General features: G+C 72.2%; 14 protein-coding genes. 3 read left to right on the top strand and 11 right to left on the bottom strand.

Annotation, left to right across the window (positions count from 1 at the left end):
• Positions 1 to 5: 5 nt before the first annotated feature.
• A complete protein-coding gene (locus ACIPJI_RS09430; RefSeq protein ID WP_402245353.1) occupies positions 6 to 629 on the bottom strand; it encodes a SprT-like domain-containing protein in 624 nt (207 codons plus the stop codon).
• A 196-nt stretch (positions 630 to 825) separates the two neighbouring features.
• On the opposite strand from ACIPJI_RS09430, the gene ACIPJI_RS09425 reads away from it, so the two are divergent.
• Positions 826 to 1,983 carry a ThiF family adenylyltransferase gene (locus tag ACIPJI_RS09425; protein ID WP_402245351.1) on the top strand — a complete coding sequence of 386 codons (1,158 nt, stop codon included), beginning with the start codon at positions 826 to 828 and terminating at the stop codon, positions 1,981 to 1,983.
• A 45-nt stretch (positions 1,984 to 2,028) separates the two neighbouring features.
• A complete protein-coding gene (locus ACIPJI_RS09420; RefSeq protein WP_356621333.1) occupies positions 2,029 to 3,414 on the top strand; it encodes an AarF/ABC1/UbiB kinase family protein in 1,386 nt (461 codons plus the stop codon).
• Positions 3,415 to 3,459: 45 nt separating this feature from the next.
• Here the strand turns inward: ACIPJI_RS09420 and ACIPJI_RS09415 are convergent, their stop codons facing one another.
• From ACIPJI_RS09415 to ACIPJI_RS09395, 5 genes are all read right to left on the bottom strand, one after another.
• Complete coding sequence (locus tag ACIPJI_RS09415) at positions 3,460 to 3,660, bottom strand: hypothetical protein (RefSeq protein ID WP_307708177.1); 201 nt, start codon at positions 3,658 to 3,660, stop codon at positions 3,460 to 3,462.
• Positions 3,661 to 3,756: 96 nt separating this feature from the next.
• Entirely contained in the window at positions 3,757 to 4,080 is a 324-nt protein-coding gene (locus ACIPJI_RS09410) for a hypothetical protein (protein ID WP_307708176.1), read from the bottom strand.
• Positions 4,077 to 4,445: a WhiB family transcriptional regulator gene (locus ACIPJI_RS09405; RefSeq protein WP_005312256.1), complete on the bottom strand. Its 369-nt coding sequence runs from the start codon at positions 4,443 to 4,445 to the stop codon at positions 4,077 to 4,079. Before ACIPJI_RS09405 ends, ACIPJI_RS09410 begins: the two co-directional genes overlap by 4 nt.
• Before the next feature lie 170 nt (positions 4,446 to 4,615).
• Positions 4,616 to 4,942, bottom strand: a complete 327-nt coding sequence (locus ACIPJI_RS09400; protein ID WP_356621332.1) for a hypothetical protein — start codon at positions 4,940 to 4,942, stop codon at positions 4,616 to 4,618.
• Positions 4,943 to 5,106: 164 nt separating this feature from the next.
• On the bottom strand, positions 5,107 to 7,338 hold the full coding sequence (locus ACIPJI_RS09395) for an ATP-dependent DNA helicase UvrD2 (protein ID WP_402245348.1): 2,232 nt from the start codon (positions 7,336 to 7,338) through the stop codon (positions 5,107 to 5,109).
• Between the two features lie 129 nt (positions 7,339 to 7,467).
• Between ACIPJI_RS09395 and ACIPJI_RS09390 the strand changes: the two genes are divergently transcribed.
• Positions 7,468 to 7,710, top strand: coding sequence for a mycoredoxin (locus tag ACIPJI_RS09390; protein WP_005312266.1), 243 nt, complete (start codon positions 7,468 to 7,470; stop codon positions 7,708 to 7,710).
• Between the two features lie 109 nt (positions 7,711 to 7,819).
• Here ACIPJI_RS09390 and nudC read toward each other — a convergent pair whose 3' ends face one another.
• From nudC to ACIPJI_RS09365, 5 genes are all read right to left on the bottom strand, one after another.
• Positions 7,820 to 8,770, bottom strand: coding sequence for an NAD(+) diphosphatase (gene nudC / locus ACIPJI_RS09385; protein WP_356621330.1), 951 nt, complete (start codon positions 8,768 to 8,770; stop codon positions 7,820 to 7,822).
• Between the two features lie 39 nt (positions 8,771 to 8,809).
• Complete coding sequence (locus ACIPJI_RS09380; RefSeq protein WP_402245347.1) at positions 8,810 to 10,207, bottom strand: dipeptidase; 1,398 nt, start codon at positions 10,205 to 10,207, stop codon at positions 8,810 to 8,812.
• A 10-nt stretch (positions 10,208 to 10,217) separates the two neighbouring features.
• Positions 10,218 to 13,907, bottom strand: a complete 3,690-nt coding sequence (locus tag ACIPJI_RS09375) for an ATP-dependent helicase (RefSeq protein ID WP_402245345.1) — start codon at positions 13,905 to 13,907, stop codon at positions 10,218 to 10,220.
• A 165-nt stretch (positions 13,908 to 14,072) separates the two neighbouring features.
• On the bottom strand, positions 14,073 to 15,185 hold the full coding sequence (locus tag ACIPJI_RS09370; RefSeq protein WP_402245343.1) for a hypothetical protein: 1,113 nt from the start codon (positions 15,183 to 15,185) through the stop codon (positions 14,073 to 14,075).
• 104 nt (positions 15,186 to 15,289) lie between these two features.
• Entirely contained in the window at positions 15,290 to 18,766 is a 3,477-nt protein-coding gene (locus ACIPJI_RS09365) for an ATP-dependent helicase (protein WP_402245341.1), read from the bottom strand.
• Positions 18,767 to 18,795: the final 29 nt, after the last annotated feature.

Genomic DNA, 18,795 nt, shown 5'->3' with positions numbered 1-18,795 from the left:
GACAGTCACTCTCCGCGATCGGCGGGCAGGTGCGGCAGCCGGCCGGCGGCGACGACGCCCTCCAGGTAGCCACGGGCCCGCTCGGTGCGGGAGTATGCCTCCAGCAGCCGCCAGAACCGGGGTCCGTGACCGGGAACGAGCAGGTGGGCCAGCTCGTGGAGGAGCACGTAGTCCACCACGTACTCCGGCATGCCCTGCAGGCGGTGGGAGAGCCGGATGCTGCCCTCGGCCGGAGTGCAGGAGCCCCAGCGGGTGTTCTGGTTCGTCACCCAGCGCACGGACGCGGGTCTGGCACGCCCGTCGAAATACTGGGCGGACAACCGCTCCGCACGCTCCGTCAGTTCGGCGTCACCGAGTACCCGCTTGCTCTCCTGCGCCGCCAGCTTGTCGAGCATCACGCCGACCCAGCGCCGCTCCTCCGCCTCCGACATCCTCGCGGGGATCAGGACGATGGTGCGGTCCCCCTCGCGGTAGGCGGAGACCGTTCTGCTGCGCCGGGCGCTGCGGCGGACCTCGACCGCGCTCGTCCCCGATCCGCGGGGCGGGGGACGCTGCGCGCTGCGCTGCTGACCTCCCGCGCTGTGCGGTGAGGTCTCCCCAGCGAGGCGAGCGGGTGGGTCGACGGGCACGGCCCCGACGTTACCCGCTGTCCCTGGGAGAAGTCGTGTCCCTGGACGCCGCACGCTTGATCCGCCCGATGGCTGCACCATTTGAACGACTAATACCCCGAACCTGTGGACAACTTTTCACACGCCTCGCCGCGGCCCCGCATTCTGACAACGGCTCGGAGACGGTCCGAGGACAAAGATCGACGGGGGAAACGGAATGCATCCGATGATGAAGCCTGCCTTGCGGCGGGCATGGCGGGACCGCCAGTCCGTGCAGTTCGGAGTGACACCCGCCCATGCGGTGACTCTGGGGCCGGTCGACACCGCGACCGGTGCCCTGATGGAGCTGCTGGACGGGACCCGGGGACTGCCTCTGCTGCGCGAGGAGGCGCGGGCGATGGGCCTGCCGGAGGGTCGGGCGGAGGCCCTGGTGCAACGACTGACCGCCGCGGGCCTGCTCGACGACCCGACGGCCGGAGGTGCGGCGGCCGCCGCGCTGCGCAAGCGGGCGGCGGCCCATGACCGGCTGCGGCCCGACATCGCCGCTTTGTCCGTGATCCATCCCGAACCGGGCGGCGCGGCAGGACTCGTGGCCGCCCGGCGGGCCATACGGGTGCAGGTCCGCGGGGCCGGGCGCGTGGGTGCGTCGATCGCCGCCACGTTGTCGGCCGCGGGCGTGGGGCGGGTCGAGGTACTGGACGGCGGGATCACGGAGCCGGGTGATGTGGCACCGGGCGGCCTGCCCGTGGAGGCGGTCGGCGAGCGCAGGGACACCGCGGCCCGGCGGCTCGTCCGCCGGGCGGCCCCCGACCGGCCTCCACGTGCCGCGGAGGCACAGGACCCGGATGGCGGGCCCGGCCTCAGCCTCGTCGTCGTGGCACCGCGCGACGGGCTGGCCGCCTACGCCCCCGCCGCGAGCGACGCGGAGAGATGGATCACGACGGGCACACCCCATCTCTATACGGGCGTTGTGGAGGCCACCGGCGTCATCGGTCCCCTCGTGCTGCCGGGATGTACGGCGTGCGCGGGCTGCATGGAGCGGGGCCAGGCCGAGCTCGACCCAGGAAGGGGGCGGCTGCTGGCACAGTGGCGCTCGGGGCGGCGCCGGACCGTGCCCGCCTGCGATGTCGCGCTGGCGACGGCCGTGGCAGGGACGGCCGCGTGCCACGCGCTGTCCTTCCTCGACGGCGGGGCACCGGTGAGCACCGGGGCCAGATGGGAGGTTTCGCTGCCGCAGTTGTCCTGGCGGTCGGAACGGATCACACCCCACCTCGACTGTCCCTGCAGTGCGGCGGGGAAAACTGAGAGGAGGCACACCTCAGCAGTAGGTCCGGCACACGACACAATGAACGGGTACACGCGGTCGGCGGAATGATGCCGTCGGCAAAAGCGGCACGCTGTCTGGGATTTGGAGGGGCGCATGTCTGATCTTCCCCGGAAGGCGGTCACCCGGACCGCCAAGCTGGCAGCGCTGCCACTGGGATTCGCCGGCCGCGCCACATGGGGGCTGGGAAAGCGGATCGGCGGCAAGTCGGCAGAGATCGTGGCGCGGGAGCTGCAACAGCGCACGGCAGAGCAGCTGTTCAAGGTGCTGGGGGAACTCAAGGGCGGTGCGATGAAGTTCGGGCAGGCGTTGTCCGTCTTCGAGTCGGCCCTGCCCGAGGAGATCGCCGGCCCCTACCGAGCCGCTCTGACCAAGCTTCAGGAGGCGGCGCCTCCGATGCCGACACGGACAGTCCACTCGGTGCTCGAGGAGCGCCTCGGGGAGGACTGGCGGGAGTTGTTCCTCAGCTTCGAGGACAAGCCGTCCGCCGCCGCGTCCATCGGGCAGGTGCACCGTGCGGTGTGGCACGACGGGCGCGAGGTCGCCGTGAAGGTGCAGTACCCGGGGGCGGGGGACGCGCTGCTGTCCGACCTGGCGCAACTGAGCCGTTTCGCCAAGCTGTTGGGGCCGCTGATTCCGGGCATGGACATCAAGCCCCTCATCTCCGAGCTGCGTGACCGTGTCTCGGAAGAGCTCGACTACGCACTGGAGGCCCAGGCTCAGCGGGAGCACGCCGCCGAGTTCGCGGACGATCCCGGCGTCCTGGTACCGGACGTGGTCCACCAGAGCGACCAGGTCCTGGTGACCGAGTGGATCGACGGCATACCGCTGGCCGAGGTCATCTCCGGCGGCACCCCCGAGGAACGGGACCGGGCGGGTCAGCTGCTGGCCCGGTTCCTCTTCTCCGGCCCGGCGCGCACGGGACTTCTCCACGCCGACCCGCATCCCGGCAATTTCCGTCTGCTTCCCGACGACGACGGCAAGGGCTGGCGTCTGGGTGTCCTCGACTTCGGCACGGTGGACCGGCTGCCGGGCGGGCTTCCCGACACCATCGGCGCATGTCTGCGGATGACCCTCGAAGGCGAGGCGGAGGCTGTCTACGGGCTGCTGTGCGAAGAGGGATTCGTCAAGGAGTCGATCGACCTCGACCCCGAAGCGGTGCTCGACTACCTGCTGCCGATCATCGAGCCGGCGGAGGCGGAGGAATTCACCTTCACCCGCGGCTGGATGCGCACCCAGGCCGCCCGGATCGCCGACGTCCGCTCTCCCGCGCACCAGCTCGGCAAGCAGCTCAACCTGCCGCCCGCGTATCTGCTGATACACCGTGTGACGTTGAGCACGATCGGCGTGCTCTGCCAGCTGAACGCGACGGTGCGGCTCCGCGGCGAGCTCGAGGAATGGCTGCCCGGCTTCGTCGTGGAGGACGCCGCGGAGGCGGACGAGGAAAGCGCGGACGGCGCCGTACTGGAGGCGGGAGCCTGACGGCCCCTGGAGCGGCTCCGGATCCGGACGGCACGCGGGAGACGGTCACCACCACTGCGGGTCGAGCCGGCCTTCGATCGCCCGGATGTTGTCACGGGCGCAGTCTTCGCAGAGGTAATGGCGGACGCCGTCCTCCACGGAGCAGGTCCAGGTCACCGGCGGCCCGTCGGCGACCTTGCCGCAGCCGGCGCACACGGTGCCCTCGTCCCCCGGCTGCTCGGGGTGGGGAGTCCTGTCCTGGTCCACCTCGCGACGATATCGCCGCCCGGCGGCGCGTGCGCGTCACAACGCACCGCGGGGGCCGGTCCGTGAGGACCGGCCCCCGCGTGGACGGCTTCGCCGTCAGTGCATGACGGCCATGGCCAGTGCGCGGCGCGCGCGCATCGACACGCGCTCGGCGCGGCGCTGCATGCGTCGGGCGGCGACCAGGCGCACGGCCTGGCGTTCCGCGTCGACTTCACGCATGCGCTCGTGCATATGCGCACGAGCCAGGGCTTCTGGGATGAGTTGCATTTCGCGGGTCCTGTTCTGACGCGAGGCGTTTGCGCCGATGGTGGTGACAGCTCGGGTGGCGGAGCCCTGGGGCTCGCTCGTGGAAGAGGTCATTGGGGCCTGCTTCTGGGGGTCGTGCGTGACGGGTCGATCGATGGTTCCGATGGCGGTCATGCCGCAACCGGGTTCTTGCGCGGGCGACCACGCGGCCGCTTGCGGGCAACGACGACACCCTGGACGAAGAGCTCCCCGCCCCAGACGCCCCACGGCTCACGCCGCTCCTTGGCGCCCGCGAGGCAGGCCTCCATCAGCGGGCAGGTGCGGCAGAGGGACTTGGCGTACTCGACGTCGGCCGGCGACTCGGCGAAGAAGACCTCCGGGTCGTAGGAACGGCACGGGACGGGCACGCCCAGGTTCTCGATGGCGTCGTCGAGCGCGGTGAGCGCAGTGAGGGGAGTCAAGGTGGAGTCCTCGGTACGGACGGGCGGGGAGGTGGTCTCGGAAGGCGGTACGGACGGGGCGTGCGCTTCGAGTTGCACGGTGTGTGATTCCTCGTCTGGTCGTTCCGGCCGGTCGGCCGGGTGGCAGTTGGTACCGGGTGCTTCTGGTCCCGAGGCCCCTTCGCACTGTTCTCCCGTTGGGGAAAACAGAAGGGCCGCGGATCCCGGGTGGGGTTCCGCGGCCCTGAAGGCGCCGGCCTGATGCCGTATCAGGCTGGATCACTCCAGGGTTCGAGCCCGCGGAAGGCCCACTTCGTGTGGTGCTGCGTCGTCTTCTGCTCGGTCTCGGCACTGGCCGCCGCAAAGGCATAGGCCTGAGCCTCTGCCGCTGCTACTCCTGCTTCCAGTGCCTTGGTCGGTCGCTCATTGCGCTCCAGGCCGGGCAGGCCGCCCAGACCGGACACGGGAAGCACGGCGGAGATGCCGGACATACCGGTGCCGAGGAACGCGGAGGAGAAGCCGAGCGAGCAGGCGGAGACGACCGAGCGATCGGTCATTTTGGCGGTGCTGATGAAGCTGGTCTTGATGCTGATCACTGGAATCGCCTCCTCTCGGCGTCTCGAGGACCGGACAGGCCGGTCACGCTATTCGGATAAGTACAGCACGAAGACAGGGCTTCAGAGAAGCCGCTGTTCTTCGTGGTTAAGAACCTATGGGTCTGGCCCGGGCGCGCGCAAACCATTTTTTCGACGAGTTTGTATCAGTCCTCCTCGTCGACCTCGCCCGGCTCCTCACCTGCGCAGATGGCCAGGACATCGGCCCCGAACCGATCGAGCTTGCGGCCGCCGACACCGGAGATCCCGGCCAACTCCGCCTCGGTGCCCGGCACGGCCTCCGCGATCGCCATCAATGTCTTGTCCGTGAAGACGCAGTACGCGGGCTGTCCCAGCTCCTTGGCCTGCCCCGAGCGCCACTCACGCAGCCGCTCGTACAGTGCCTCGTCCATGTCCGAGGGGCAGTCCTCGCAGCGCATCAGCTTCATCTCGCCCGCGTCGGTCAGCGTCTTGCCGCAGACCCGGCACAGCACCGGGCCGCGCCGCTTGCGGCGTCCGCCGCCCCGCTCGACACCGCCCGCGCCGCCGGCGGTCCGCGGTCCGGCCGCTGCGGAGCCCGGTCGGAGACCGTTCAGGAAACGGGTCGGACGGCGGGAGGCACGGCCGCCCGGCGCACGCGACAGGGCCCACGACAGGGACAGGTGCAGCCGCGCACGGGTCACGCCCACATAGAGGAGCCGGCGCTCCTCCTCCACCTGCTCGTCCGTCTTGGCGTAGGTGATCGGCATCATGCCCTCGGTGAGCCCGACGAGGAACACGGCGTCCCACTCCAGGCCCTTCGCCGAATGCAGCGAGGCGAGGGTGACGCCCTGGACGGTGGGCGCGTGCTGGGCGGCCGCCCGCTCGTCCAGTTCGGCCACCAGATCGGCGAGCGTCGCCTGCGGCCTGGCGCGCACGAAGTCCTCCGCGAGGCGGACCAGCGCCGCCAGCGACTCCCAGCGGTCGCGCACGGCACCGGATCCGGCGGGCGGCTCCGTGGTCCATCCCTTGGTGGACAGCACGGCCCGTACCTGGGAGGGCAGGTCCTCCACGTCGTCGAGCAGTGCGTCGTTGCCGCCGGCGCGGGCCGCGCCGCGCAGGGCGATGCCGGCCTCACGCACCTCCTGCCGCTCGAAGAACCGCTCGGCCCCGCGCAGCTGGTACGGGACGTCCGCGTCGGCAAGCGCCTGCTCGTAGACCTCCGACTGGGCGTTGATCCGGTACAGCACGGCGATCTCGCCGGCAGGGACACCCGCGTCGATCAGCTCGCGGATGCGGCGGGCGGTGCCCTCCGCCTCCGCGGGCTCGTCCGCGTACTCCACGTACGAGGGCTCGGGGCCCGGCTCGCGCTGGGAGATCAGCTCGAGGCGGTGTTCGGCGGCCCGTCCACGGGCCTGGCCGAGCAGGCCGTTGGCAAGGTGGACGACCTGGGGGGTGGAGCGGTAGTCGCGGACCAGCTTGACCACCGTCGCGCCGGGGTGGCGGGTGCGGAAGTTCAGCAGGTGGTCGGGGGTGGCGCCGGTGAAGGAGTAGATCGTCTGGCTGGCGTCACCGACGACGCAGAGGCTTTCCCGGTCACCGAGCCACAGGTCCAGCAGGCGCTGCTGGAGGGGGCTGACGTCCTGGTACTCGTCGACGACGAAGTGCTGGTACTGACGGCGGACATGGTCGGCGATGTCGTGCCGGTCCTGCAGGATGCCGACGGTGAGCAGCAGCACATCCTCGAAGTCGATCACCGAGCGGTCGCGCTTGAGCTGCTCGTACATGGCGTAGACCTGGCTGATCTCGGCCGGGTCACGGGGTGCGTCGCGCAGCGACTTGGCGACGGCGGCCGGATAGTCGGCGGGCACGGTCTGGGTGACCTTGGCCCACTCGATCTCTCCCGTCACGTCGCGCAGCTCGTTGCGGTCGAGGCGGATCCGGCAGCGGGCCGCGGCCTCGGCGACCAGCTGGATCTTGCGCTCGAGCAGTCGCGGCATCTCGCCGCCGACCGCCTTCGGCCAGAAGTACTGCAGCTGGCGGAGGGCGGCGGAGTGGAACGTACGCGCCTGGACGCCGCCCGCGCCGAGCTGGCGCAGCCGCCCGCGCATCTCGCCGGCGGCGCGGTTGGTGAACGTGACGGCCAGCACACTGGCGGGCTGGAGTATGCCCGCCCGCACCCCGTAGGCGATGCGGTGGGTGATCGCGCGGGTCTTGCCCGTGCCGGCTCCTGCCAGCACGCACACCGGACCGTGCAGGGCGGTCGCCACTTCGCGCTGCTCGGGGTCGAGCCCGTCGAGCACGGCGTCCGCCGACTCGGGGACCTGCGGGAAAAGAGAGGAGTGCGTTGCTGCTGTCACCCCGCCATGCTGCCAGGTCGCCGGGGGCGGATGCGGCGGTTGTCCACAGGGCTGCCTCATCAGTCGTACGAATCCGCGCCGGCCGTACGGATCCGCGTCACACCGGGCCCGGGAATCGTTACCGCGTCACGTACGTTCTAGCCCGAGGTGATGACACCCCCCGGCCCCGAGACCTAGGAGCAAGAGACGATGCAGGGCACTGTGACGATGTACAGCACCACGTGGTGCGGATACTGCCGTCGGCTGAAGAGCCAGATGGACCGCGAGGGCATCGCGTACACCGAGATCAACATCGAGCAGGACCCCGAGTCGGCGGCCTTCGTCGAGAAGGCCAACGGGGGCAACCAGACGGTGCCCACCGTGCTCTTCCCCGACGGTTCGACGCTGACGAACCCGTCTCTCGCCCAGGTCAAGCAGAAGGTGGGCGTCTAGCCCCCGAGTCCGGACCGAGCGTCGGCCCCGGCAGTCCGGTTCCACCGCGAACCGGACCGGCCGGGGCCGACGTGCGTCTGCCGGGGCCGTCGTACGGCCGCGACAGGCCTCAGACCACGTCCCCGGGCTTCGGCAGCGGCCTGCCGTACCAGAGCTCGATCAGTCGGGCCGCGATCGAGATCCCATAGGGAGGCAGCACCTCCCCGGACTCGAACGCGGCCCCCAGGTCTTCCCGGGAGAACCAGCGCGCCTCGTGGATCTCCTCGCCGTCGACCTGGATCTGCGACGTCGTGGCGCGGGCCATGAACCCCAGCATCAGGCTCGAGGGGAAGGGCCACGGCTGGCTGGCGACGTACTCCACCTCGCCCACGCCGACGCCCACCTCTTCGCGGACCTCTCGGCGCACCGACTCCTCGATGGACTCCCCCGGCTCCACGAAGCCCGCGAGGGTCGAGAAGCGGCCCTCCGGCCAGTGCACCTGACGGCCGAGGAGCGCGCGGTCCTGGTCGTCGGTGACGAGCATGATCACGGCAGGGTCGGTGCGGGGATAGTGCTCGGCGCCGCACGCCTGGCAGCGGCGGATGTGTCCGGCGGCGGCGATGACGGTGCGCTCGCCGCAGCGGGAGCAGAAGCGGTGCAGCCGCTGCCAGTTCTCCAGGGCGACCGCGTGCACCAGCAGCCCCGCGTCGCGCGGCGACAGCAGCAGCCCCGCCTCGCGCAGCCCGGCGGGCCTGGCCGACTGGTCCATGCGGCCCGGCAGGGCGTCCTTCTGGAGGGCGAAGTAGCGCACCCCTTCCTCGTCGGTGCCGAGGAAGTAGCGGTGGGTCTCGGTGACCGGGGCCTCGAAGGCCGGGGTCATGACCAGCTCGGTGCGGCCGTCGGGGGTGTCGTCGATCAGGGCCTGGCCACCGGAGACGACGAACACACGGGTCGTGGGATGGCTCCACGCGGCCGCGAGCCATGCCTCGTCGAGACGGTTGTGCGCCTCGCGGTCGATGCCGCTGGGCGCGGTGAGACCGATGGGACGGCCTGCGGCATCGGCGTAGCTCTGGGTGCTCACGGTTCTTCCAACTCCCCCGGGGCGGATCGGGACATCTGTTCAGCGAAGGGTGCGGGCCATGTCGTCCCACAGATGGGCGGTCGTCTCCACTCCCTTGAGGAGCAGTTCGAGCTCGACCTTCTCGTTCGGTGCGTGCCAGCCGTCGGACGGTACGGAGATGCCCAGGAACAGCACGGGCGCCGCGAGGACGTCCTGGAGGTCGGCCGCCGGTCCCGAGCCGCCCTCGCGGGTGAAGCGGATCTTGTGGCCGTCGAAGGCACGGCCCATGGCGCGGACGACGGACCGGAGGGCCGGGTGGTCGAGCGGGGTCAGGCAGGGCCTGGTGGCGGCCCCGAAGACGATCTCGTGCCGGATGCCGGCCGGGACGCGGGAGTCGACCCAGTCCGTGACGGCGCGTTCGATCTTGTCGGGTTCCTGGCCGGCGACCAGCCGGAAGGACAGTTTCAGCTGCGCGGACGACGGGATGATCGTCTTACCGCCGGGACCCTGGTAGCCGCCGCCGATGCCGTTCAGCTCGGCCGTGGGGCGGGCCCAGACGCGCTCGAGCGTGGAGTAGCCGGCTTCGCCGAGCGTCCCGTGGGACTTCGCGGTGCGCAGCCAGGTCTCCTCGTCGAACGGAAGCTCGGCGAACAGCTCACGCTCCTCGTCGGTGAGCGGTGCGACGCCTTCGTAGAAGCCGGGGATCGTGACCTGCTCGTTCTCGTCGTGCAGCGCGGCCACCAGACGGGCGGCGACGGTCGCGGGGTTGGGGACGGCGCCACCGAACGAGCCGGAGTGGATGTCCTGGTCGGGGCCGTGCAGCGTGATCTCGCAGTCGGCCAGGCCGCGCATGCCGGTGCAGACGGTCGGCGTGGTCTTCGACCACATGCCCGTGTCGGAGACGATCACGGCGTCGGCGGCGAGGCGGTGCGCCTGCTGTTCCACGAGTGCGCGGAAGTGCGGGGAGCCGGACTCCTCCTCGCCCTCGATCAGCAGCTTGAGGTTGACCGCGGGGGCGGTACGGCCGGTGGCCGCGAGGTGGGCGCGCACGCCGAGGGTGTGGAAGAACACCTGCCCCTTGTCGTCGGCCGCGCCGCGGCCGTACATCCGGCCGTCGGCGATCAGAGGCTCGAACGGCTCGGTGTTCCAGCCGTCCTCACGGGCGGCGGGCTGCACGTCGTGGTGGCCGTAGACCAGCACGGTGGGCGCGTCCGGGTCGCCGGAGGGCCACTCGGCGTAGACCGCGGGGGCGCCGGGTGTGGGCCAGATCTCGGCGACCGGGAAGCCGGTCTCCGACAGCTTGCCCGCGAGCCACTCGGCGCTGCGCCGTACGTCCCCGTCGTGCTCCGGCTGTGCCGACACGGACGGGATGCGCAACCACTCGGCGAGGTCGTCGAGGAAGGCGGCGCGGTGCTGCTGTATGTACGTACGGACGGCGTTGTCCGGGGTCTCGCTCATGCTCTTGAGCCTAACGGGCGCCGGCGCCGGACTCGTCGGCCGTCCCGCCCAGCAGGATGCGCTCCAGACCGGCGCGGTCGGGGAGACCGTCGGGATGCACGATCTCGCCGGTGCGTACGAACACGAACGTGGCGGTCACCGCGTCGAGCGGTATGCCGTGCTGCTCGGCCCACGCGAGGCGGTAGACGGCGAGCTGGAGGGGGTCCGCGACGCCGTTGCGCGCCGTCTTCCAGTCGACGATCTCGTACGTGTCCTCCCCGGTCCGGTACACGGCGTCGATCCGGCCCCGCACGACCCGGCCGGCCAGCGTGAACTGGAACGGCGCCTCGACGCGGTACGGGGTACGGCGGGCGTACGGCGTGCGCTCGAACGCCTCCTTGAGCGCGGCGAGGTCCTGCTCGTCCGCGATCTCGTGCTCGTCGGCGCCGCCCGGCAGCTCGTCGGGGCCGAGCATGGGCAGGGCGAGCTCCTCGAAACGCGACTCCACCCAGGCGTGGAACCGGGTACCCCTGCGGGCCGCGGGCTGCGGCGGACGGGGCATGGGGCGGGCGAGCTCCTGGGCGAAGCCGTCGGGGTCGGCGGCGAGGCGCAGCAGCTGTGAGGCGGAGAGGGAGGCCGGCACGAGGACCTCACGGACGGTCGCGCGGGTGCGGCGCAGTTCACCGGTGAGCGCGTCGAGGTCGCGGTCCCAGGACGCGATGGCGCGGGCCTCCTCGGGAGTGAGTGCCTCTCCCCTCTCGGTCCTTCCCGATGTCCGGTGCGGGTTTTCGGCCCTCCGGGGAGCAGAGGGGTACGCGGCGGCTCCCGCCCCTCCGGGGGATGCGACGGCGACGCGTTCGGAGTGCGGGGACGGCTGATGCGGGACGGTCGGCGCCTGAGGCGGGGGCGCGAACGGGTCGTCCTCCGGGGGCTCGGTCGGCCAGTCCCATTCCTCCGGGTCGGCCGGGGGAACCGCCACGGAACCGGGGTCGGCGGGCGGCACCGTCACGGACCCCGGCCTGGACCCGGACCCGGGCCCGAATTCGAGGTCGGCCTCGAACTCGGCCGCGGAGCCGAAGTCGGGCTCGGGCCCGAAGTCGAATTCCGGCTCGGGCTCCGGTTCGAGCTCGGATCCGGATCCGCGTACGCGGTCGACGTCTTCGGCCGGCGCACCCGCAGCGGAGCCGGCCCCGCTCTGTTCCGCCGACAGCGCTTCGAGGTGCGCCAGGACCGTGTCCGCTGCTGCCCGGCGGCGGGACAGGGAGACGGGGTCCAGGGGCAGCGGCCAGGCGTGGTCCGCGGTGGCCGTGCCGAGCGCCGGGTTCTCCGCGTCCTCCTCGGGCTCGTCCGCCCAGACCTCGATCTCGCCGTGGCCCTGCTCGCAGTGGTCGTACAGGGCCTTGAGGAACGCCGACGGGCCGCGCCGCCGCTTCTGGCTGGGGCCCCACCAGTGCGCGGAGCCGAGGAGGAGGGAGCGTGGGCGGGTGAAGGTCACATAGCCCAGACGCAGTTCCTCCGTGTGCTGGTGGTCCTTCATGGCCTCCTTGAAGGCCTTCAGTCCCCCGGCGTCCCACGACTCGACGTCCGGCAGTGTCTCCGCGTCGCCGCGCAGGGCGTGCGGAAGGACCTTGGACTGTGACGTCCAGGCCTCCCGGGCCTGGTCGTTCGGGAAGTGCTTGGCGACGAGCCCCGGCACGGCGACGACGTCCCACTCGAGGCCTTTGGACTTGTGCGCGGTGAGCACCTTGACCGTGTTCTCACCGCCAGGAAGGGCGTTGTCGAGCCCCTTCTCGTACTGCGCGGCGGTACGCAGGAAGCCGAGGAACGCCAGCAGTGTCGCCTCCCCGTCCAGCGCGGCGAAACCGGCGGCGATGTCCAGGAAGTTGGCGAGGGTCTCCCGGCGGCGGGCGGCCAGCGCGTGCGGCGAGGCGGACAGCTCGACCTCGAGTCCGGTGGTGGACAGCACCCGGTGCAGGACGTCCATCAGCGGGTCGGCCAGCGAACGGCGCAGGTCCCGCAGTTCGGCGGCGAGGCGGGCGAAGCGGACCCGTGCCTCCGCTGAGAAGGGGAGGCCGTCGTCCTGGCCTCCGGCGGACTCAAGGAACGTGTCGAGTGCGTCGGCGAGCGAGATGATCTCCGCCGGGTCGGTGCCCTCCACCGCTGCCGCGAGCCGCCGCTCCGGATCGTCGTCCGCCGAGGCGTGGTGGACGAGAAGCCGCGCGCGGCGGCCGAGCAACGCCAGGTCGCGCGGCCCGATCCGCCACCGGGGGCCGGTGAGGACGCGCACGAGTGAGGCGTTGGCGCCCGGGTCCTGGAGCACCTCGCACATCGCCACCAGGTCGGCGACCTCCGGCAGGTGCAGCAGCCCGGAGAGGCCGACGACCTCGACCGGGACGTCACGGGCGACCAGGGCGCCCTGGATCTCGGGGAAGTCGCCCGCGGTACGGCACAGGACCGCGATCTCGCCCGGCTCCTTGCCGGTGCGGACCAGGTGGGCGATGGAGTCGGCCAGCCACTCGATCTCCTCCGCGTGCGTCGGCAGCAGTGCGCAGCGCACGGTGCCGTCCCGCTCCGCCCCGGGTGCGGGCCGCAGTGCCTCGACCCCCTCGTGCATGGCGCGCAGCGGCGTCGCGAGGCCGTTGGCGAGGTGCAGCAGACGCCCACCGCTGCGGCGGTTCTCGCTGAGCGAGTAGCGGTCGGCGGGGCGGCCGTCGGAGTGGGGGAAGTGGACGGGGAAGTCGTCGAGGTTGGCGACGGACGCCCCGCGCCAGCCGTAGATCGCCTGGCAGGGGTCGCCGACCGCGGTGACGGCGTGGCCCGTGCCCTGCCCGAACAGTCCGGACAGCAGCAGCCGCTGGGCCACCGACGTGTCCTGGTACTCGTCGAGCAGGACGACCTTGAACTCGTCGCGCAGGAGGGTGCCCACCTCGGGGCGGGTGAGTGCGAGCTCGGCGGAAAGGGCGATCTGGTCGCCGAAGTCGAGCAGGTCCCGCTGCCGCTTGGCCGCGCGGTAACGCAGGGTCAGGTCGAGCAGCTCGCGGCGCGCCTCGGCGGCCTCCGGGACCTTGCGGAGGTCCGCGTTGGTCAGCCGGGCGCCTTCGAGGGTGCGGAGCAGCTCCGTGTCGTACTCCTTCAGGCGGCCGGGAGGCACCAGGTGCTCGGCGAGCTCCGCGTCGAGCGCGAGCAGGTCGCTCACGAGGGAGGGGAAGGAGCGGGTGAGCGCCGGGTACGGTCCCGGGGCCTCGCGCAGCACACGCGCGGCGAGCTGGTAGCGGGTGGCGTCGGCGAGCAGGCGGGCGGTCGGCTCGAGTCCGATGCGCAGGCCGTGGTCCTTGAGGAGCTGGCCGGCGAAGGCGTGGTACGTGGAGATGCGCGGCTCGCCGACCGGGGTGTCGCCGCCGAAGGCCGAGGAAGGGTCGCCCGGGTCGATGGCGTCGGGGTCGGTCACGCCGGCCCGGACGAGGGCGGTGCGGACGCGCTCGGCGAGCTCGCCCGCGGCCTTGTTGGTGAAGGTGAGCCCGAGCACCTGGTCGGGTGCCACTTGGCCGGTGCCCACGAGCCAGACCACCCGGGCCGCCATGACCGTCGTCTTCCCCGAACCGGCCCCGGCCACGATGACCTGCGGGGCGGGCGGCGCGGTGATGCAGGCCGTCTGCTCCGGGGTGAAGGGGATGCCGAGGAGCTCTTTGAGCTGCTCGGGGTCGCTGATGCGTGCGGTCACCCCGTAGAGGCTAACGGGGACCACTGACAGCAGTGGTCCCCATTTGTCCTCCGGTCCGGCTCCGCCCTGGCCTCCGGACCCGGATGCAGGACGGCGACGCTACGGCACAAACCCCGGCGCCGTGCCGTCGGCCCACAGCCCCTGGCCCGCGGCCCGTAGAGGTTCCTAGGTCGTGCTCCCACCGTCCGCGGCCGTGCCCGCGCCGGAGCCGGTGTCGCTGCCGGTCTCCGTGCCGGCCCCTTCGTCGGTGACGGAACCTCCGATGTCGGAACCCGATCCGCCACCGGCATCGGCATCGGTGTCCTGGTCCGAACGGAAGCTCTCGGCCGAGCCGGTGCCGGCGCCGGCCTCCGGGGCCTCACCGGCTTCCGTGCCGGCCCCGATGCCGGCGTCCTCTTCCGTGTCCGACTGCCCGTCCGTGCCGCTCACTGCCCCGGACGGCGTGGCGCCCGCCTCGAAGCCGAGGCCCGCGCCCCCGGTCAGGTTGTCCAGGTCGACCACTTCCTCCGCCGGCGGCGGCTGGACCTCGACCGGCTCGTCGTAGTGGGAGAGGACGATCGTGCCGGTCTCGTCACCACCGGCCTTCACGATCTTGAGGACATACGGCTTGCCCTCCTTCGCGACGTGGACCGTCGTCGTCCTGTCCTGCTCCTTCTTCACCAGGGTCACCGTCGGTACGCCCTCGACCTCGGAGTCCGGGCCCTTGGTCATCTGCTTCCGGTCCGCCTCGTCCACGTCCATCTGCGCGAACATCGCCTTGAGGTCGCAGACGCGGTCCAGGTCCTTGACGGTCCCGGTCGGCATCTTGACCCACCGGCCCTGCATGAGCTCCACGACGGCCTCGTTGTCCACGCCGGGGGACTCGGAGGAACGCTCGCGCAGTGAGGCGCTCCAGAACTGCTCGTCGCCCTTGAGGTACATGACCTCTGACACCTGACGGAGTTCGGCCCGGCCTCCCTTGACGCCGAGGAGGCCGCTGCATTTGTCGCCGGAGTCGAGGGCGAGGTCGATGGAGACCGGCTCGCCGTCCTTCTCGATCCGGCCCGCCATGGCCAGGGACTTGGCGGCTCTGGTGGCCGCGACCGCCTTGTCGGCGATCTGCCCCGCGTCGAGGCCCTCCAGCGACTCGCCGTCGCCGCTCGTCACGGCCGCAGGCCCCCTTCGCTCCCCGGAGGCTCCCTTGGCCTTGATGTCACCGTCCTGGGAACAGCCCGTCAGCACGATGACGGCACTGGCGCAGACCGCCGCCGTCGCCAGGGACTTCCGCTTGGCCGTCATGTTGTCTCTCCTCGCAGATCCGGATGGGCCCGCCACGACCGGTCGCGGTGGCCGGGAACTCCATTGGAGCTGTGCGAATGTGACATTGCATGACAAAACTCCGGTCATTCCACTATTTGGCGGCCCTCCGGCTGTGCGCTGCACGACGCGCGGAACGCGCAGTGGGCACAGTGCTGCCCGGTGGAGGGCGTGAAGCGCTCGTCGAGCACGCGGCCGGCCGCGGTGGCGAGGAGGTCCCCCACCCACTCGCCGGTGAGCGCCTCCTGTGCCTGGACCTTGGGCAGGGCGTCGCCGCCCTCCTTCTTGGCGGCCGGCTGCCGCAGCTGTACGAGCTCGGCGCCGCCCGGCTCCGGGCGGTTCCCGCCGAACACCTCGTCGACCGCGCCCTCGCGGACGGCCAGCTGGTACACGGCGAGCTGGGGATGGCGGGCGACCTCGTCCTTCGTGGGCGTCTGCTTGCCCGTCTTGAAGTCGACGACATAGGCACGGCCCTGCTCGTCCTGCTCGACGCGGTCCATGGACCCCCGGATGCGCACCTCGAACCCGCCCGCCTCCAGCGTGACGTCGAAGTCGTGCTCGGTTGCGGCGGGGCGGCGTCCGCCGCGGTCCATGACGTGCCAGCGCAGGAAGCGCTCGAGCGCGGCGCGCGCGTGCCCCTTCTCCTGCTGCGACTTCCAGGGGGCGTCGAAGACGAGCGCGTCCCACACCGAGTCGAGGCGTTCCATGAGGACGGCGAGGTCTGCGGGGGTACGGCCGGAGGCGACCTCGTCGGCGAGCACGTGCACGACGTTGCCGAAGCCCTGAGCGGCGGTCGCGGGCGCGTCGGCCTTCACCTCCCGGCCGAGGAACCACTGGAGCGCGCAGCTGTTGGCCAGCTGGTCGAGTGCGCTGCCGGAGAGCGTGACGGGCTGGTCCCGGTCCCGCAGCGGCTTCGCACTGTGGGTGGCGTCGTACAGACCCCACCAGCGGTACGGGTGCGCGGAAGGCACCAGCGGCTGGCCCTCCTCGTCGGTCAGCGCCGCGAGACGGGCCAGCCGGCGGGCGGCGGCCTCCCGCAACCGGGGTGAGGCGTCCGGATCGACGGTGGTGGCGCGCAGCTCGGCGACGAGCGGGGCGACGGCCAGCGGACGGCGCGGACGGCCGGTCACATCGCGCGGCTCGACGCCCAGTTCGGCCAGGAAGCGGGAGGGCTGGTCACCGTCGTCGGCAGGGGCCTTGACCGCGGTGACGACGAGACGGTCGCGGGCGCGGGTTGCCGCCACGTAGAACAGCCTGCGCTCCTCCGCCAGCAGGGCGCCGGGGGTGAGCGGCTCGGCGAGCCCGTCCCGCCCGATACGGTCGGCCTCCAGGAGGGAGCCGCGGCGCCGGAGATCGGGCCACAGACCCTCCTGCACACCGGCGACCACGACGAGACTCCACTCCAGGCCCTTGGAGCGATGCGCGGTCATCAGCCGTACGGCCTCCGGGCGGACCTCCCGCCGGGAGAGGGTGTCGGCGGCGATGTCCTGCGCTTCGAGCTCCTCGATGAAGTTGAGCGCGCCACGGCCGCCGGTGCGTTCCTCCGCGCGCGCCGCCGTCTCGAAGAGCGCGCAAACGGCGTCGAGATCACGGTCGGCGTTGCGGCCGGCCGCGCCGCCGCGGAACGCCGCACGCTCCAGGCGCTGCGGCCACGGGGTGCCGTCCCACAACAGCCACAGGGCCTCTTCTGCGGTGCCTCCACCCTCCAGGAGTTCGCGCGCCTTGCGCAGGAGGGCGCCCAGCCGCTGGGCGCCGCGGGCGTACGCCGGATCGTGCGCGACAAGGCGCTCGGGCTCGGCGAGCGCGCGGGCGAGAAGCTGGTCGGACGGCGGCGGCAGGGCGTTGCCGCCGGCCCGCTCCTCGTCGCGCAGCGCCCGGCCGAGACGGCGCAGATCCGCGGTGTCCATGCCTCCGAGCGGGGACGAAAGGAGGGTGAGCGCGGTCTCGGTGTCGATCCACGCGGCGGCCTCGGGACCGGGCTCCCGCTTCTCGTCCGCCCCCTCCGAATCCCCGGGGAGCGCAGCCGCCCCATCACCATCGGCCCCCTCACCCACCTCCTCCGGATCCCCGCCGGCCGCAGCCGCCCCATCACCGGCGCCGGGCTCCTCGCCCGCTCCACCGGGGACGGGCGAGGGCGCGGGCGGCGTGTCCGCCGGGCGGCCGGCGGCCGCCGTCGCGACCGTGCGCAGGGCGGTCAGAAGCGGCGCCACCGCCGGTTCATGGCGCAGGGCCACGTCGTCGCCGTCGATCTCGAGGGGTACGCCCGCCGACGTCAGGGCGCGCCGCATGGAGGGGATGGTGCGGCCGCCCGCCCGGACGAGGACCGCCATCTCGTGCCAAGGGACGCCGTCCTCGAGATGGGCGCGGCGCAGGATGTCCGCGATGTTGTCCAGCTCCGTGGAGGCCGTCGGATAGGTGTACGCCTCGACGCGGCCGCCCTCGCGGGCCGCCGCCAGTTCGCGATGGGCACGGACCTTGCCGGCCGGCAGCCGTGTCAGCGGCATCCGGCGGGTCAGCAGCCTGGTCGCCGCCAGCAGGGCGGCTCCGCTGCGCCGGGACGTGGTCAGCACGGCGACGCGGGCGGGACTGCCGTCGGCGCGGGGGAAGGCGTCGGGGAAGTCGAGGATGCCGTTCACGTCCGCGCCGCGGAACGCGTAGATCGACTGGTCGGGATCGCCGAAGGCGACGAGTGTCCGCCCGCCGCCCGCCAGCGCGCGCAGCAGCCGCACCTGGGCCGGATCGGTGTCCTGGTACTCGTCCACGAACACCGCGTCGTAGGCGGGCAGCGCCACCTGCTCGGCCAGCAGGACCGCCCGGTGCACCAGTTCCGCGTAGTCCAGCACGCCCTGGAGGTCGAGGACGTCCAGGTATTCGGCGAGGAACAAGGCGGCGGCCCCCCAGTCGGGCCGGCCGATGCGGGCGGCGAAGCGGGCGAGGGAGTCCGGGCCGAGGCCCAGCTCCCGGCTCCGGGCCAGCACGGCACGGACCTCGTCGGCGAAGCCGCGGGTGGTCAGGCACGCCCGCAGTTCGTCGGGCCAGCGGACGCCGGGCAGGCCGATCTGGCCGGCGAGGAGTTCCCGCACGGTGACGTCCTGCTCGGGACCCGACAGCAGGCGCAGCGGTTCGGCGAACAGGTCGGCGTCCTGATGCGAGCGGACGAGCGCGTAGCAGTAGGAGTGGAACGTCGTGGCCTGCGGTCCCCGCGCGCCGCCGAGCCGCAGCGCCATCCGGTCGCGCAGTTCCACCGCCGCTTTGCGGCTGAAGGTGAGGACGAGGATGCGAGAAGGGTCCGTGCCCGCCGCGATACGAGCCGCGACGGCCTCGACGAGCGTGGTCGTCTTGCCGGTGCCGGGTCCGGCGAGCACCAGAAGCGGCCCGTCTCCATGGTCAACCACCGAGCGCTGGGCGGCGTCCAGAAGAGGGGGATTCACGGGGCCCGGAGGGGTTCGCACCAGCCGGTACGCGCCCGGGGACCTTCCGCCCCGCCCGTGCGGGCGCGGGAGAACCCCCTGCCGTACCTGCTGCGGGTACGGCACATGCCCGGTGGTGGAGGAGGAGCTCACGTGGATCGCCGGTCCTGGTGGGTGTGCTG

Origin of the sequence: Streptomyces sp. NPDC086835 (genome assembly GCF_044745705.1) — a bacterium.
Lineage (GTDB): Bacteria > Actinomycetota > Actinomycetes > Streptomycetales > Streptomycetaceae > Streptomyces.
This window is presented reverse-complemented; position numbering and strand designations above follow the sequence as displayed.